Origin of the sequence: Gordonia heveisoli, from assembly GCF_030315745.1 — a bacterium.
Taxonomy (GTDB): domain Bacteria; phylum Actinomycetota; class Actinomycetes; order Mycobacteriales; family Mycobacteriaceae; genus Gordonia.
Genome location: NZ_JASXSH010000003.1, coordinates 197354 through 213342, shown reverse-complemented (window position 1 = coordinate 213342; position 15989 = coordinate 197354). Strand labels below are relative to the sequence as shown.

Annotated in this window: 12 protein-coding genes and 1 pseudogene; 4 read left to right on the top strand and 9 right to left on the bottom strand. The window is 65.9% G+C overall.

From position 1 onward, the window contains the following. Positions 1 to 39 precede the first annotated feature (39 nt). Together QSJ18_RS04250 and QSJ18_RS04245 are read right to left on the bottom strand one after the other, a co-directional pair. On the bottom strand, positions 40 to 1176 hold the full coding sequence (locus QSJ18_RS04250; RefSeq protein ID WP_286325005.1) for a saccharopine dehydrogenase NADP-binding domain-containing protein: 1137 nt from the start codon (positions 1174 to 1176) through the stop codon (positions 40 to 42). 64 nt (positions 1177 to 1240) lie between these two features. Continuing rightward, positions 1241 to 2419, bottom strand: a complete 1179-nt coding sequence (locus tag QSJ18_RS04245) for a M20/M25/M40 family metallo-hydrolase (RefSeq protein WP_286325004.1) — start codon at positions 2417 to 2419, stop codon at positions 1241 to 1243. Between the two features lie 77 nt (positions 2420 to 2496). Between QSJ18_RS04245 and QSJ18_RS04240 the strand changes: the two genes are divergently transcribed. Beyond that, a complete protein-coding gene (locus QSJ18_RS04240; RefSeq protein ID WP_286325003.1) occupies positions 2497 to 3111 on the top strand; it encodes a TetR/AcrR family transcriptional regulator in 615 nt (204 codons plus the stop codon). 16 nt (positions 3112 to 3127) lie between these two features. Here QSJ18_RS04240 and QSJ18_RS04235 read toward each other — a convergent pair whose 3' ends face one another. From QSJ18_RS04235 to QSJ18_RS04220, 4 genes are all read right to left on the bottom strand, one after another. Continuing rightward, positions 3128 to 6475: an ATP-binding protein gene (locus tag QSJ18_RS04235; RefSeq protein ID WP_286325002.1), complete on the bottom strand. Its 3348-nt coding sequence runs from the start codon at positions 6473 to 6475 to the stop codon at positions 3128 to 3130. Next, complete coding sequence (locus QSJ18_RS04230) at positions 6472 to 7257, bottom strand: DUF4194 domain-containing protein (RefSeq protein ID WP_286325066.1); 786 nt, start codon at positions 7255 to 7257, stop codon at positions 6472 to 6474. Before QSJ18_RS04230 ends, QSJ18_RS04235 begins: the two co-directional genes overlap by 4 nt. 17 nt (positions 7258 to 7274) lie before the next feature. Beyond that, complete coding sequence (locus QSJ18_RS04225) at positions 7275 to 8777, bottom strand: DUF3375 domain-containing protein (RefSeq protein ID WP_462475982.1); 1503 nt, start codon at positions 8775 to 8777, stop codon at positions 7275 to 7277. Between the two features lie 136 nt (positions 8778 to 8913). After that, the gene (locus tag QSJ18_RS04220; protein WP_286324999.1) at positions 8914 to 9471 is read right to left on the bottom strand and encodes a hypothetical protein; all 558 of its coding nucleotides are present in this window, start codon (positions 9469 to 9471) and stop codon (positions 8914 to 8916) included. Positions 9472 to 9747: 276 nt separating this feature from the next. On the opposite strand from QSJ18_RS04220, the gene QSJ18_RS04215 reads away from it, so the two are divergent. Both QSJ18_RS04215 and QSJ18_RS04210 read left to right on the top strand, forming a co-directional pair. Further along, positions 9748 to 10863: an alpha/beta hydrolase gene (locus QSJ18_RS04215; RefSeq protein ID WP_286324998.1), complete on the top strand. Its 1116-nt coding sequence runs from the start codon at positions 9748 to 9750 to the stop codon at positions 10861 to 10863. 86 nt (positions 10864 to 10949) lie between these two features. Beyond that, a complete protein-coding gene (locus tag QSJ18_RS04210; protein WP_286324997.1) occupies positions 10950 to 11363 on the top strand; it encodes a nuclear transport factor 2 family protein in 414 nt (137 codons plus the stop codon). A 10-nt stretch (positions 11364 to 11373) separates the two neighbouring features. Here QSJ18_RS04210 and QSJ18_RS04205 read toward each other — a convergent pair whose 3' ends face one another. After that, a complete protein-coding gene (locus tag QSJ18_RS04205; protein ID WP_286324996.1) occupies positions 11374 to 11949 on the bottom strand; it encodes a PadR family transcriptional regulator in 576 nt (191 codons plus the stop codon). Between the two features lie 174 nt (positions 11950 to 12123). Here QSJ18_RS04205 and QSJ18_RS04200 point away from each other — a divergent pair. Further along, positions 12124 to 13148 (top strand): annotated as a pseudogene (locus QSJ18_RS04200) (LLM class F420-dependent oxidoreductase). A gap of 38 nt (positions 13149 to 13186) precedes the next feature. On the opposite strand, the gene QSJ18_RS04195 reads toward QSJ18_RS04200, so the two are convergent. Beyond that, positions 13187 to 14629, bottom strand: a complete 1443-nt coding sequence (locus QSJ18_RS04195; protein ID WP_286324995.1) for a cytochrome P450 — start codon at positions 14627 to 14629, stop codon at positions 13187 to 13189. A 103-nt stretch (positions 14630 to 14732) separates the two neighbouring features. Beyond that, positions 14733 to 15971 (bottom strand): glycosyltransferase 87 family protein, encoded by a 1239-nt coding sequence (locus QSJ18_RS04190; RefSeq protein ID WP_286324994.1) that lies wholly within the window; start codon positions 15969 to 15971, stop codon positions 14733 to 14735. Positions 15972 to 15989: the final 18 nt, after the last annotated feature.

Sequence of the window (15989 nt, the reverse complement as noted above, 5' to 3'; positions counted from 1 at the left end):
TCCACTGATGTCCTATCACCCCGCAGGCTCCGTCACCGGTCAACTGGCCGGTGAGTCGACTTCCATGCGGACACCGTGGTCGGCCAGCGACGCCATCAATGTTGGTGGATCGCAGACCTGCGCCGAGCTGAGTCCACCCGCCTGGTCGAAGCCGTCCGCCGTGGTCGCCAGGGCGATGTGGGCGGCGATGGGCGCAGTGATGTCGAAGATGCCGTGTCCCCGCACCACCGCCCGCTCGGTCACTCCGTTCGCTTCTACGGTCACCACGATGGTGAAGAGCGTCGGGTCGGCGTCGATGCGGGTCACCGACCCGCCGAGTGCGCGGCCGAAGCCGCGGCGCACGATCGGGGCCATCGGGGTGCGCATCAGGGCGGTCATACCGCGGGTCGCCATCGCTGAAAGGCGTTCGGGCACCGGGTTGTCGAAGGTTGCGGCAGTCATCGAGGTGCTGACCTGGTCGACGGTGAGATGGCGCGGGATGGTGAACACTTCGGGCGCTGGATAGGTGACAGCCGTGCGGGTGCCAACCTCCGGTCCGAAGTCCACTGGACGCGTATGCGGCCGACGCGCCGTGGTCTGTCCGTCGCGCCACTGGATGATCGGATTCTCGATGCCGCGTAGGAAGTTCGCGTACGCCGCGCCGCTGGGGGTCCAGTTCTCGATGTGGTAGGCGATATCGATGGAATCGACGTCGAAGGCGGGGTTCACGCCGTCTTCGGGGCCGTTGTGATCGGCGAGCACGGTGGCGGTCCAGTCGGCGAGAGTCGAATAGAACGCCGCCGACGGGACGAGGGCGACCCCGGCGGCGACCGCCGCGTCATGCAGCGACCCGTACAGTCGATCGATCGACTGCTGCTCACCGCTGATGTCGACATAGTGGGTACCGGCCGCGATGGCGGCCCGGGCAACCGGGATGCCGGTCTCGATGAATGACCCGGCCGCATTCACCACGGTCACCGCCTCCGCGCAGATGTCACGCACGGCATCGGTGTTGTCGAGATCCACTGTCGCCGACGCGACCGAACCGAGTTCGGCAACGGTTCGGTCCAGGTTCTGCCGGTTACGGCCGACGCAGAGCACGCGGCTGCCGGCCGCGACGAGTTCGCGAGCAATCTGCCGGCCGGTATATCCAGTCGCGCCGACCACGGCGACGTCGAATGTTCGGTTGGCTGTCATCAGGTTCCTTCGCATCGAATTGAACGGGGCACATGAAGTTGGCGTGCGGTGAGTGGTCCGGTGATCAGGTCGCCGACCAGGTCGTGACGATCTGGCGGACCAGGCGGACGGCGTCGGTGACGGTTGTCCAGGAGACGTTCGCCGGCGTGTCGTCAGCGGTGTGCAGATTACTGATCCAGCCGTCGTCGGCGGACAGGATGGAGATGGTTTCCAGGCCGGTGAGCGAGAGCAGCGCGGCGTCGGTGGCGTTCGGCACCGTCATGTCCCGGGCATCGATACCCAGTTCCCGTGCGGCGGCGTGGGCACGGCGTACACCGGCCGACGGGGGACGATTGGTCAGTGCCTCGCGTCGCGCGATTCCCACCGCACCGTGGCTTCCGACCGCATCGAGATTGATGACCAGTGTCGATGCCGGATCGAGTGATTGCCCGTCGGTCTGGATCCAGCGCCGGATGCCTGCGTTCCCCGCCTCTTCTCCCCCGGGAAAGACGATCCGGATCTCGGTGTCGGGCAGCGGTTCCTGCGCGAAATGGCGTGCGATCTCGAGTATTGCGGCGACGCCCGTGGCATTGTCGTTCGCTCCGGGCGCCGTCGGGCTGTGCATCGACTGGATCATCATCGCCCCAGATGCGATCAGTACGCCGGACGCGATGGCCCGGATCCGGCGGGAGCCGATCGCTGCGATGGTCATCGCCGACAACGGGATCAGATGGCTCGGCACCGTCACCGAGGTGTGCCGGGCCAACCACCGGTTGAAGGCGACGGCTCGTCGATCCCAGACCAGACCCGTGTGGGCCGCGTCGAGATGGGCGACGAGGACCACCACGCGCGTCGGAGTCCCGGAGGCTGGGACCCGCGCACTCACCGAGGTCCCCGTCGCACCCGGCAGGACGTCACCGACCCAGCGCCGTCGGCCGGACACCTCCAGCTCGTAGGAGGCGCCGACCGCGATCCCGGCTGCCCGCGCAAGGCGGTGCGGTAGGGCCGCGGCCAGCACCGCGGCGGCAATATGGGCGAGATGGGCGGGCGCCCAACTCGATTGCGAACGAAAGTGGAGGCCTTCCACCTGCTGCGCACCCAGCTGCGTCAAACTCGCCCGCAGGTGGTCCGCGGCTCTGCGTTCCCCTTCGCCGAGAGTGCGCCGATCAAGGCCCACCAGGGTCGCGACGTCATGGCGCAATCGACTCTGGACGGCGTCCCGCGACGAGCTCGTCGCCTTGGGTGACGTGGTGCTGACAGTCATCGGTTCTCCCCTACACGACACATTTGGCCGACTGCGAGTCGGTAAACGAACTGAGGTCTGCGAGTATGCTCCAGTCCATGAATCGCGTCAAGCCCGGCCGACGGGAGATGTACGCCGCCCTCACGCGGTCGGCTGTGCTCGCCAGTGCGCAGGAACTCTTCGTCACCAACGGTTACGACGGAACGTCGATCGACCAGATCGCGGGCGATGCGCAAACCAGCAAAGGTGCTGTGTACCACCACTTCCGGGACAAGCAGGAGATCTTTGCCGAGGTATTCCGCGACAGCCAGGCGCGCGTGATCGACCACGCGGTGGCGGTGTTGGCCCACTCCTCGGCCCCCACGGCCTGGGAGCGGGTCGAGGCGGCCACCCGCGCCTTCGTTCGCGGCTATGCCGAGGACCGCGAGGCAGGACAACTGCTCCGCCAGGCGATGAACGTCCTCGGCTGGGATCGCGTGCATGCGATCGACGAACAGATGTCGTTGCCGTTGATCCGTGCGACGCTGACCGACGCGATCGAATCCGGTGAGGCGGTGGCGCTGCCGGTCGAGGAGACCGCCGATATTCTACTGGGGCTCTTCTGCACGGCGATCCTGGTGATCGCAGCGACACCGGAGCCGGCTGCCGCAGCAGCCGACGCCGAACGCATCGTGGTCACCCTGTTGGGCGGCCTGCGAATCCAGAACGGCTGAGGCCCGCCCGGCCCGGCTACACGGGGAGGCTGTTCCCGCCGGAACGCCGCAGATCGGAGAACGCGCTGATCGAGGTCGACATGGCGTTCGCGATCGGTTTGGAGTCGGTACCGGCCTCGGTCTTCGACACCATGATCACATTGTCGATGTAGGGCTGGATCGTGGAGGTGTTCTGCACCGTCGCCACGATGATCAGCTGGAAACCGAACTTGCGGAACGCCGACAGGGCCTGCTGGGCAAACTGGGGATCCGACTTCGAGAACGCCTCGTCGAGCATCAGCTGGGCGAAGATCGGTCGGTTGTCGTCGCCGTCCGGACTCGCGAGGTTGAAGCTCAGTGCCCCGGCGAGGCAGAAAGCCATCAGCTTCTCCTGCTCGCCGCCCGAGTTGTCGCCGGCGTTGCTGTAGGTACGGATCGTCTCGCCGGTGACCGCATCGTGCTCCTCGCAATAGAAGTCGAAGCGATTGCGCACGTCGAGTGCGTCACGGGTCCACTGGCGGTCCTCGGGAGTGTTGCCCGCCAACCGTTCTCGCAGGATCAGGATGTCGGTGTACTGCTCCAGGATCGCCTGCTCGTCACCGAAGCTGACCGCGGTCGCCCGCTGCGAGATCTGGCGCGCCTTGTCGGTCAGATCGGCAACTGCGGCAAGATGTTTGCGTCCCGGGACCAGGCGCAAGCGGGTCCCCCGGTTGAACGCGACCGAACCCAGGCCGGTATTGACCCGCTCGATCTGTTCGACGATCCGTCGTTCCTCGGTGTCGGCAGCCATGTGCAGACTCAGGATCGCGCCCGGCGCCTGCTCGGTGATCAGGCGCCGCATCCGCTCGTACGCCGACGGTAGTTCGCGCTCATCGATCCGTCGGCACAGCGAGACGTAGTCGTGGGTGCGCTCGTCGAAATCGTCGCTGTCGTTGGGGATCGCGTCCGGGAACTCCTCGTCGTAGCTGTCCAGAATGCGGGCCAGCTCGTCGCGCGAACGCCGTGCGTCCGAACGCATCCGATCACGATCCTTGGCGACCGCCTTCATCAGCTCCTGACGGTACGGCTCGGGTGCGAGCACGTTGAGTGTCGCCGCCGATTCCTCCCGGAACCCGTCGAGAGTCTTGCCGGCCTGCACCGGGACATCTTCCAGCTTGATGCGATCGGTCAGGTCGAGCAGTTGGGTTCGTCGTTGGTCGTGGGTCGCGATCTTGTCCCGGACGAGGGCTGCCTGCGAGATCGAGGCGCGCACCTGCTCCCAGATGTCCTCGGCCTTGCGATTGAGCGCCTCGATGTCGGGATGTTCGTCCATCAGCAGCTCGTACTGCTCGGTGAGCTGCCCGACCCGATCGTCGGCGTTGTCGACGTCGATCTCGCTCCACTGGCTGAACTGTTCGCAGACACGACGATAGGCGTCGCGGCGTCTGCCCTTCTCGCTGCGTTCGCGGTCGAGTTCGGCGCTCGCCTCGCGGGCGACGTCGTAGGCCCGCTGGTCGAGGTCGAGTTCATCCTGGAGAGCGGCGATCTTCGCGTCGCCATTGCCGACGAAGACGTATTGCGATGGACGCAGTGCCTGACGATCGTCCTTGACCGCGAGCTTGGCCGAATCCTTGCGCAGTCCCTGCGGGGTCACCGCCCGGGTGTGCTCACCGAACTCGGCGGTGTCCTCGACGCACACGTAGTTGCCCAGCCGCGCCAGCACCGCCAATGCCTCTGCCGAACACGGGTGATCGGCGTCGACCGGCCGCAGCAGCGCACCGAGCGTACCCGCCTCGGCCACCGGACCCGGACGATTCTCGGCGTGGTGCAATTGGATTCGGCCGCGCATGTCATGGGTGTTCACGAACCGCAAAGCGGCCGCGAAATGCTGATCCGGCACCAGCAGACGCAGACCTGCACCGCGCAGCACCTTCTCCACTGCCAGTCGCCAGCGCTCCTGGCCGGGGTCGAGTTCGACGAGTTCGGCGACGTAGCGCAGTTCATCGTCGTCGATCTGAAGTGCATTCGCGATGACCCGGCGCATCTCGTGTTCGGCCCGGGGCAGCGCGGAGCCTGCCTGTTCGACACGGCCCAGCTCGTCACGCGCGGCGTCGCGCTGGGTGCGTGCGGCCACCTCTCGAGCCAGGCTCTCGGCGAAGTTCGCCTTGCCCGCCTCCAGTTGGCCGTCGATACGGGTCGCCTCTTCCATCAGCTCTTCACGCAGCGCCCAGAACTGTTCGGCATCGTCGGGCAGCCCGTAGCCGAGCGCCGACACCTTGTCCTCGTAGGTGGCGCGGCGCGCGGACACCTCGGTGCTGAATCGCTGTGCCGCGGTGAGCTGTTCCTGAAGCGGCGCCAGATCGCCGGTCGAGGTCGCGATCCGGGAGAGCAGATGGCTGTGGTCGGTACGAAGCTGATCGTGCTGGGCGGTCAGTGCCGCGAGATCGCCGTCGAGCCGCGCGATCTGGTCGTCGAGATCGGCGATCTCCGGTTCGGCGTTGTGCCTGCGCAGGTTGTTGACATACGAGCGCACGGTCGCCGCGTCGATGGTATCGAGGACGGTGAAGGTCGCCGACTCGGTGACATAGCGTTCCTGCACGGTCTCGATGTTTCCGAGGATCGTTCGCTTGCGGCGCGCGACGTCGAGCAACTCTCGAGCTTCGACCAGAGGATCGATCTGCTCGAGGGCGTCGGAGATACCGACGATGCTCGTCGGCTCGTCCAGCATGAACTCCCGGACGAACTGCCCAAGGCCGCCGACGCTCTTGAGTGACTTAGCCTTTCCGAGAAGCTGCTGGGCCGCCTCGGAACCGCGAATGCCGATCAGCGAGTACAGCGTGCTGAGATATTTACCCTCGCCGGGGCCACCCCGCCAGCCCTGCTCGCGAAACCGTGCCGAGTTGTAGTTCGTCCGTGCCCATTCGTTGCAGACATCGACGATGTCGGCGTCGCCGTCCTTGATGAAATACGAACTGTGTGCGTCGGTCATCTTGCCCGCGGCCAGCCACTTCAAGACCAGACCGGTGATCGCGACACCCGATGCGGACGTGTAGGTCACCGCAATCGCCGCCCACGCCGGGCCGGTCCCGCGCAGGTACATGATCTCGCGCTGCGCACTGGTGGCCCCGCGACGTTCACCCCATGCGCCGCGCACGTACTTGCCGACGGTGCGTTTTCCACTCGAGGAACCCGCCGCGGTTGCGTCGCCGGAGGCGTTGAAATTGCGTCGGTGATCGGGCAGGAAGGCCAGTGAGATCGCGTCCAAGAGTGAGGATTTGCCACTTCCCGAGGATCCGGTGATCAACGCGCCGTTGGGGCTGAACGGGATCGAGTGATACCCGTCGAAGACACCCCAGTTGATCAGTTGCAACCGGGACAGGTGGTACTGGTCGACCTGGCCGCTCACCAATCGTCTCCCTCGTCGTCGATGTCCTCGGTGCGGTCGGTGGCCGCACCGTCGTCCTCCCCGGGCTCCTCGTCACCGGTCTCCCCCGCCCCGATGAACTGGTCGAACTGCTTTTGCAGATCGGTGATCACCGATGCGGTCATCACCGCCGATATCGCCGGGCTGACGACGAAGGTGTCGGGATCGTCGCGCTGCTTGCGGAGGAACTCGATCTCGTCGAGTTTCTCGATCGCCCGCTCGATCCGTTTGTCGAACAGGGCCAGGTCACGGTCGATGGTGTTGGTGACACCGGCGAAGAGTTCGTGGATCTCCTCGCGGGTGATCAGCATGTGTTCGTCCCGCGCGGTGCGTGCATATTTGGCCAGATGCAGCGCCAGGATCGCGTCGTAGGTGTTGATCGTCTCACGTTTGAGAATCCTTCTGCCCCAGCGAGAGTCGTAGCCAACCTGTTCGACGAAGGCGACCTGGAGCTCGTCGACGATCCGTAGCCGCAGATCCAGCTCGGACAGACGCACCCGCAGGTCGTCCTGGTACTCCGACACCCATGCCCACAGCTGCGGCTGACGGTCGCCGCTCACATACCGACGGGTCAGCAGATTCTGCAACGCCCAGCAGGCACGGTCTGGAAGTGCGCTGACATCGCCGTCGAAGCGTGGGGCGCGGGGCCCGGTATCGGCGACCGCGGTCTTGGGGACGGCAGGCAGATCGTCGAAGCCCGCGTATTCGTCGGGCACGCCCACGGCCGGTGGTGGGGTGGCCGGTTCATCGGTACCGGTCGTCACCGCATCGGTTTCAGTAGTCACAGCGCATCGACCTCCGCGGTCGGAATCGGTTCGGAGAACATCAGAGCCGGCACCTCGATCACGTGGTCCTCCCCTTGTAATGAACGGAACCGGACCGGCACCGACGCCTGACCGGATTCACCGCCGGGCTGCCGCAGTGCCCACGACCACAGCACGATCACATGACCGAGGTAGGGCTCGGCGATCTGTTCGACGGCCTGCGACAGCGACACCGGGCCGTCGGCGATCGCGGCATTCACCACCTCGGTGAGTTCGACGGTGTCGACCTGCCCGGCCATCGACGCGAAAGAGTTGAGGTCGGCGGTCGTCGTCGACGGGAGCGCCGGTGTCGGTGGAGCCGGGTCGCGGATCTCGAACGACAGGCGGCCGATGGAGGTGACCGCCGGTGCGGCGAGTGGTAGCTCGTATCCGATGCGCCGGTCGGCCAGTGAACTCTTGAGCAATTCGTTGGCGGTGGCCAGGGCGTCGTTGAGCTGGCGTGCGATGCCGCGGCTCTGCTCGAGCGTGCCTGCGGCGAAGAATCGACGAATACGCCGCGCACACCGCTGGCGCGTGCGGCCGACCTCGCCCATCTGGGCGGACACCAGCTCGAAGAAGTTCTCCATCACCGCCCGCAGTCCGGGTTCGATTCCCGGTAGGCGTTCGGTCAGGGTGTCGATGTCGGTGACCAGACGTGCGCGTTCGGTCGGATCCTGGATCATCCGCGTGAACGCCTGATACGACGCACTCTGCGACGACTCTAACAGCGCCTCGTAGTCGTCGAACATCTGGCGCTGGCGGTCGCGGTAGGCCAGGTCGGAGTCGTGCGGATCGTCGAGGAGCGCGGTGGTGATGCGGTCGAGCATGCTGCCGTACTGCCCGATGTCGGAGATGATCTGTTCCATCTGATAGGCGATCGCACGCGCCTCGTCCTCGGCGGCCTGAAGGTCGGGGTTCCGGGGGACACCGGCGTCCAGGTCGGCCAACTCGGCGTCGAGTTCGGAGATCTGCGCCTCGATGTCGCCACGAATCTGGTCGGGATCGTCGGTGACGCGGCCGGCGACACGGCGGAGTCCGGCGGCGACGGCACTGATCGAACCACCGGTGGCGACACTGTCCGCCCGACGCTGCCGTCGCACGAAGTCGAGGACCGTCCGCGCCTCGGGGGTCAGCGAGCAGAGATTCTGCGACGACGCGGTGGCCGTGTCGGTCACCCGATGCAGCCACCCCTGCCGGGCCCACGATTTCACCAACTCCAGACCATTGGGATGGTCGCCGACGCCGAGTTCGGCCATATCGCGTTCGAGGCGCAGCGCCAGTTCGTTCTCGGTGCGCCGGGCACCGAAGTCCAGATGGCGTTCCATCAGCGTGACGTAGAGGGCGGCGTTCGTCGCCGCGAACAATCGCACCGCTGCGGACTCCTGGATCCCGCGGTTGGCCTCCCAGATCTCCGTCAGCGTCGGCTGTTCAGCACTCAAATTCTCTGCCTCACGATTCCTGACTGGACGGGTGACATGCATCGGCTCAATGCACGAAACGAGCACCGGACGATCTCCCCGGGCCGCAAGGTAGTTTGCCATGCTGGAGCTCGCACGCGCCGATCGCCACCGCCGATCTGGGGTGTCTGTGCACATCCGCTGATGGACGTGCCCCGCCTCACATTGCTTCGAATGCCCGTCCGAGCTCGGCGGCGACATCGATGATGCGGGCTTTGCGGACCTCTGGCTTGTCGATCTCCTCGGCGACGTGCCGGGCGACGAAGCGTTTGATCTCGTCGTCGACCTGCCCGACCATCCGGACGATCTCGCCGCGCAGGTTTCGTGAGGCCACCCCGACGACGACGTCCTGAGGTCGCGGGGGTTCCACCTCGATGCGCAATTCGAGGGGTTCGACCGCCCGGGCCGTCAACGGCAGGGTGACGAGGCCGTCGACGTCGTATTTGACCCGGTCGAGCCGCAGATCGACGAGCAGCCCGATCCGCAGTGGTATCGCGACCTCGAAGGTGATGAGTTCGCCGACGTTGCGCGTGATCTGCGGTTCGGCGATCCGGACGCGGGCCCGTACCTTCGCCAGGCCGCCCGGTCCGGACGGTATCGGTCCCACCTCGAAGGCGCCGCCGGTGATCGCGGCGAATGCGGCGCCGATCCGATCCTCGGTGACGGCGACCTCGAAGAATCGGCGGCCGAATTCCTCATATGTCAGATTCTGGGACATTGCTCCGTGCCGTCGGGTGTCGTGATCGTGGTATCGGTCGTACCGTCCCGACGCTAGCCTGCCGCCATCGGGAACGGTATCGATTCGTGTGGGCGGGCGGTCCGCGTGTCGCGGCTCGGGTGACAGTCCGGGTGCTCGATGTAACGCATGATCGGGTCTGCCATACTCATGAGGCTTCGGCTGATCTGCCAGACCCCCGACCCGGCAGGTCGGCCGGAGCTTTTTTGTGGGCGTGCTCGATCGGCGTGATCGGTGGCCGCTGGATACACTCGCGGCATGGTCATGGCTGATCGTCCCGAGGTGGAGACCGCCTCGGCTCCCGTCACCGCGCTCGCTGTGTGGGGCCTCGCGAACCGCATGCTCAACGGATTGGCCCACGTGCCGTTCGACCGTCCGTGGCAGGGGCCGGGTGGCTTACTCGACAATGTCGGACAGTCGGTCACCCGACAGACGATTCGCGCCTTCATGGGCTATTCGATGGGTCTGCCCATCCCGGAGTTCCGGTCCATGGAGAAGGTCCTCGACAACATCTGCCGCGTCGTCATGCCGCCGTTCGTCGGGGTGACCGACGGTGTCGAGATCACCCGCGACGTCGTCGGCGGCATTCCAGGTATCTGGTGCCGGGCGAAGGCGAGTACCGACGCGTTCGTCGAGGACGGCGCGGACAAGGAGACCATCAACGGAACCGTGCTGTACCTCCACGGCGGTGGCTACATCGGCACCACTCCGATGATGTACGCGTCGTTCGCGTCGTCGCTGGTGAAGATCGCCGGCAACGAGATCTTCATCGCCGATTACCGGATGGCACCTGAATTCCCGTTCCCGGCGGGTGTCGTGGACGCTGCGGCTGCCTATCAGGGCCTGCTCGACCGAGGTGTGGACCCCGAACATCTGGTCATCGCCGGCGACTCCGGCGGTGGTGGGCTCGCGGCATCGCTGATCGCATACCTGCATACGGAGGAGATGCCGGCGCCGGCGGCGCTGGCACTGTTCTCCCCTGAGATCGATCTCGATCTCGACCAGCCGTCGGTGACCGCGAATGCGGCTCTCGACATCCTGCCGTGGAATGTTCCGGTTGCCCCCTATCTGCAGGGAGTGCAGCCGAATGACGCGAGAGTGTCGGTCGGTCACGGTGAACTGGACCCGTCGTGGTTCCCGCCCACCTTCATCTGCTGGGGCGGGGACGAGATCTTCCGTGACGGTCTGCGCGAGTTCACCGAGATCCTGAAGAAGGCCGATGTCGAGGTGTTCGACATGGAGGAACCCGGGATGTTCCATGTGTTCCCGATCCTGATGCCATGGTCCGAGGCGTCCAAACGCGTGTTCCGTGCGCTGGGTGAACTGTCCGCCATGCATGTGACACCCGATCCCGAGGCCGAACCGACGCATTGATCGTCGTTGCCGTCAGGCCTTGCCCGTTCGGATGACGCCCCCTACCCTGATAGTCAATTATTGGACTATCACCATGGAGGTCGCTCATGCATCCGTTCCGTGTCGCGGTGGAGAATCAGGACACCGACGCGATGGCCGACCTGCTGGCCGACGATGTGGTCTTCACCAGTCCGGTCGCCTTCACGCCATACCCCGGTAAGCCGATCACGATGGCCATTCTGCGCGGCGTCCTCCGGGTCTTCACCGACTTTCGGTACATCCGTGAGATCGGTGGCGAGACCGATCGTGACCACGCACTGGTCTTCGAGACGGTCGTGAACGGCAAGAAGATCACTGGGTGTGACTTCATCCGTACCGACGACGACGGCAAGATCGTCGACTTCATGGTGATGGTTCGGCCGCTGTCGGGGGCGCAGGCGCTCGCCGAGGCGATGGGCGCACAGTTCGACCGCATCAAGTCCGAGGCTGCCGCGGAGATCGCTGCTGCCCAACAGAACTGACCGGTATCGGTCAATCGACGGTCTCGGCCGCGAGATTCGCACGCAGCCGGAGCACGCTGGCGACACGGTGGCACCAGGCGGCGTTCTCGCGTTCGAAGGTGCTCCCCCGCAATCCGGTCAGATACGGGCCGACCCGGACGGCCTCGGCGAGATAGCGGTCCTCCGATCGCTCGCCACGCAACTTCGCCAGCAGCTTCTCGATGAGTTCGGCCTTGGCGATCGCCTGGGCGGCCCGCTCTTGCAGATGCCCGGCGAGTTTCGCGGCGTCACCGGCATCGCAGGCGTAGACCTGCACGAGCAGTTCGTCGCGGATGAACGTCGGGCGCGACGCTGATGCGACGAAGTCGTGCAGGGCCGACATGCCCGCTTCGGTGATGGTGAACATTCGCTTGTTGGGTCGCCGTTGCTGAACGACCTCGCGGCCGGTGATGAGTCCCGCCGTCTCGAGTCGGGTGAGTTCGGCGTAGAGCTGCTGAGGGGTCGCGAACCAGTAGCTCGCGACCGAGACGTCGAAGTTCTTGGCGAGGTGATAGCCCGAGGCCTCACCATCGAGCAGGGCAGCCAGTATGGCGTGGCGCAGCGACATCACGGACCTCCACTCTCAGCCGGCCGGGCCTTCTGGCGACCGCTCTGGTGTTACTCAACAATTTTACTATCTGAGTGCTTGATCGGCGTGACGGTCCTGTCGTAGGTTGGGGTGATTCGTCAGGCGTGGACATGACGCCGCGGGCAAACCTACGGCATGGGAGGGCGACAGAAGATGAAATTCGGTCTGCAACTGGGATATTGGGGCGCGCAGCCGCCGTCCAACCATGCCGAACTGGTGGCCGCCGCCGAGGCGTCGGGCTTCGACAGCGTATTCACCGCCGAGGCCTGGGGCTCGGACGCGTATACCCCGCTGGCCTGGTGGGGGTCGTCGACCGAGCGCGTCCGGCTGGGCACCTCGGTATTGCAGATGTCGGCGCGTACGCCCACCGCCTGCGCGATGGCCGCGCTTACCCTCGATCATCTTTCCGGCGGGCGGCACGTGGTCGGACTCGGGGTGTCGGGACCTCAGGTCGTCGAGGGCTGGTACGGCCAGCAGTTCGCGAAACCCCTTGCGCGCACCCGCGAATACATCGACATCATGCGCCAGGTCTGGGCGCGTGCGGCGCCCGTCGTGAGCGACGGCCCGCATTATCCGCTGCCCCTGCGGGGTGAAGGTACGACGGGACTCGGGAAGCCACTCAAGCCGATCGTGCATCCTCGTCGCGCCGACATCCCCGTCATGCTCGGCGCCGAAGGGCCCAAGAATATCGCGCTCACGGCCGAGATCGCCGATGGCTGGCTGCCGCTGTTCTACACGGCCCGGATGGCCGACACCTACAACGAATGGCTCGATGAGGGATTCGCCCGACCGGGAGCACGCCGCAGCCGCGAAACCTTCGAGATCTGCGCCACCGCGCAGATCGCCATCACCGATGATCGGGCCGCCACCTTCGCCGCGATCAAACCGTTCCTTGCGCTGTACATGGGTGGAATGGGTAGCGAGGACACCAATTTCCATGCCGAGGTCTATCGCCGGATGGGATACGGCGACGTCGTCGACGAGGTGACCGCGCTCTTCCGCAGCAATCGGAAGGACGAGGCCGCGAACATCATTCCCGACGAGGTCGTCGAGGATTCGGCGACCTCGACCATGTGCGCGAACAGATCGCAGTCTGGGAACGTGCCGGCGTCACGACGATGCTCGTCTCACCCGGCAGTGCCGCCGAGATCGAACAGTTGGCCGGGCTACTGGACTGAGGCCCAGTGCCCCGGCCCCGGCGACCGCGGGCGGCCCGTCACACCCGGCGGTGCCGCAGGTTGATCGGGAGGCCGTCCGCCGGCGTCGGTCCGGTGCCGTAGGTCAGCACGGGGCGGTAGTCCGCGGGGACGGTCCATTCGAAGCGCTGCAGCATCTGGTGCATGATCGACTTCACCTCCATGCCACCGAAATACAGTCCGATGCACTTATGTGCGCCGCCCCCGAACGGGGCCCAGGCGAACCGGTGCACCTTGTCCTCGCGACGTTCCGCGGAGAATCGTTCGGGATCCCAGTGGGTCGGATTGGGCCACCATTCCTTGCGCAGCATCGTCGCCCACGGGTGGATGGCGAGCAGGGTGCCGGCCGGCACGTAGTGGCCGAGGATGTCGGTGTCGACGATCGTCTTGCGGAACAGCATGCCCACCGGAGCGTTGATGCGGAGTGTTTCCTTGAACGCGAGATCGAGGCTGGGGAGCTTGTCGACGTCCTCGTAGTCGAGGTTCTCCTTGCCCAGGGCCAGTGACTCGGCCCGCAGGCGTTCCTGCCACTCCGGGTGCTTGCCGAGGAAGTAGGCCAGCATGGACAGTGCGATCGTGCTGGTGTCATGGGCGGCCATCATCACGAAGATCATGTGGTTGACGATGTCCTCGTCGGAGAACATGTGGCCCTCGTCGCTCTGACTGTGGCAGAGCACGCTGAACAGGTCGTCGGCCTCGGTGGTGCGGCGCTTGGGGATCTCCGACCGGAAATACTCCTGCAGGGCCTCCCGGCCGCGCAGGCCACGCGCCCAGGTGCCGACCTTGACATCCTTGCGGATGATGGCCTGACCGCCGCGCACGGCGGCCTCGAAAGCGCTCTCCAGCCGATGGGTGTCGGCCTCGTTCAGTTCGGCGCCGACGAATACCTCGGTGGCCAGCGACAGGGTCAGATCCTTGGTCCGCGAATACATCCGGAAGTCGGGTCCGACCTCCCAATTGGACAGCGTCTTCTCGATGTGCGGGGTCATCCGGCCCAGGTAGCCCTTCAGGCGGGCGGGGGTGAATGCCTGCTGCAGGATTCGCCGATGGTGCATGTGCTCGTCGAAGTCCATCAGCATGATGCCGCGGCGGAAGAACGGGCCGATCATCGGTTCCCAGCCCTGTTCGCTGGAGAATGCCTTCTCGCGATTCATCCAGGCACATTCGATGGCCTCCGGGCCGACGAGCGTCACCAGGTTCATGCCGAGTGAACCGGACCAGGACACCGGGCCGTATTCCTCGAACCGTCGCATCGACACCGCCAGCGGGTCGGCGAGCATCTGCAACGTGTTGCCCAGATACGGCAGGCCGCCGTCGCCCATCACCGGCTTGAGGCCGGATCCGGCGGGCGGCTCGGCGAGCGCGCGCGGTGGACTCGGGTAGGCCGCGCTGGCCTTACCGATCGCAGCCTGCAGGGTTCGCTTCAGGTCCGGTGACTTCTTGGATGACGATGCGGACGACATGGCGGCTCCCCCTGGTGCTCGTGGACGGTAGATCCATTGAAACGGAATGCACGGATTGTTTCAAGCGTGTTCGGAACGAGTCTACGAGCAGGTGGTCACCGCGTCAGGCGATTGACGGAGAAGGGGCGGTCGGTCGTCGGCGAGTGATGTCGACGGGTACGTCACGCGCGCACCGGCCCATCGCGACGAGCACCGCGAGCCCCCAGATCAGGTATGACGCGCCGGCCAGGTGCTGCCACCACGTCCAGTCCAGTTCCACCTGGTGGCCGTTGGCGATCCGGTGGTGCGCGGCCACGTAGAGGACCACCAGGCCGACGGCGGTCAGTGGCCACCAGACTCGCCTCGACGAGGTCTCGGCGCCCCAGACCGCCATGGTCACCAGTAGCGGCGACACCCAGACCCAGTGTTCCTCCCACGCAACCGGCGAGCACAGCAGTGCCGCCATCGACACCGCGAGCATCGCACCCACCTGGCTGTCGGCACGCAGCAGCCGCCAGGTCGCCCACACCACGAGTAGGCCTGCGAGCCCGGCCAGCACGAACCACACCGCGCCCGAGTCGATCCCCAGTCGGCGCAACACACCGTTGATGGACAGGTTGTCGGCGTACTCCAGGTTGCCGATCCGGCTGGTGTCGCGCAGGGTCTGCTGCCAGTACTCAGCCGATGCAGCAGGCATGAGTAGATAGCCGAGGAGCGTCCACACCAACGCCGACACCACCGCGACCACCGCCGACCGAAGGTCACGGCGCAAGACCAGCAACAGCACGAAGACCAGAGGCGTCAGCTTGACGGCGATCGCCAGCCCGATCAGCGTGCCGCTCCACCAGCGGCCCCGCCCGCGCAGCAGGTCGACGACCACGAGCGCCATCAGCACGATGTTGACCTGGCCGAAGGTCAAGGTGTCGCGGACTGGTCCCAGGCCGAGTGACAGCGCCGCCACCGGCACCACCAGCCACCACACCTGGGCGCTGGGACGATCGATCAGTGAGACCATCACCAGCCGCAGCACCAGGATCAGGCACAGGATGGAGAAGACGGTGAACAGTTGGGCGCCGATGCCGAGCGGGATCGGCGTGAACACGGTGAACAGGGCGGCCGCGATCGGCGGGTAGGTGAAGGGCAGATAGGTGCCATCGGCCAACTGCGGCAGCGTGCCGTAGAGGTCGCCACCGTCGCGGTAGACCTGCGCACCGGTCCGGTACACGTCGTAGTCGACGTGATAGGGCGTGAACGCGCCGCCCGGGAAGACGAAGACGAAGGCGAAGGTCGCGACCACCAGTGCGACCGCCGCGGCCGCGCGCGCCCACGAACTGCGCAGGTAGCCGTCTACCACAACCGTCACGACCACCCTCTCATCTCC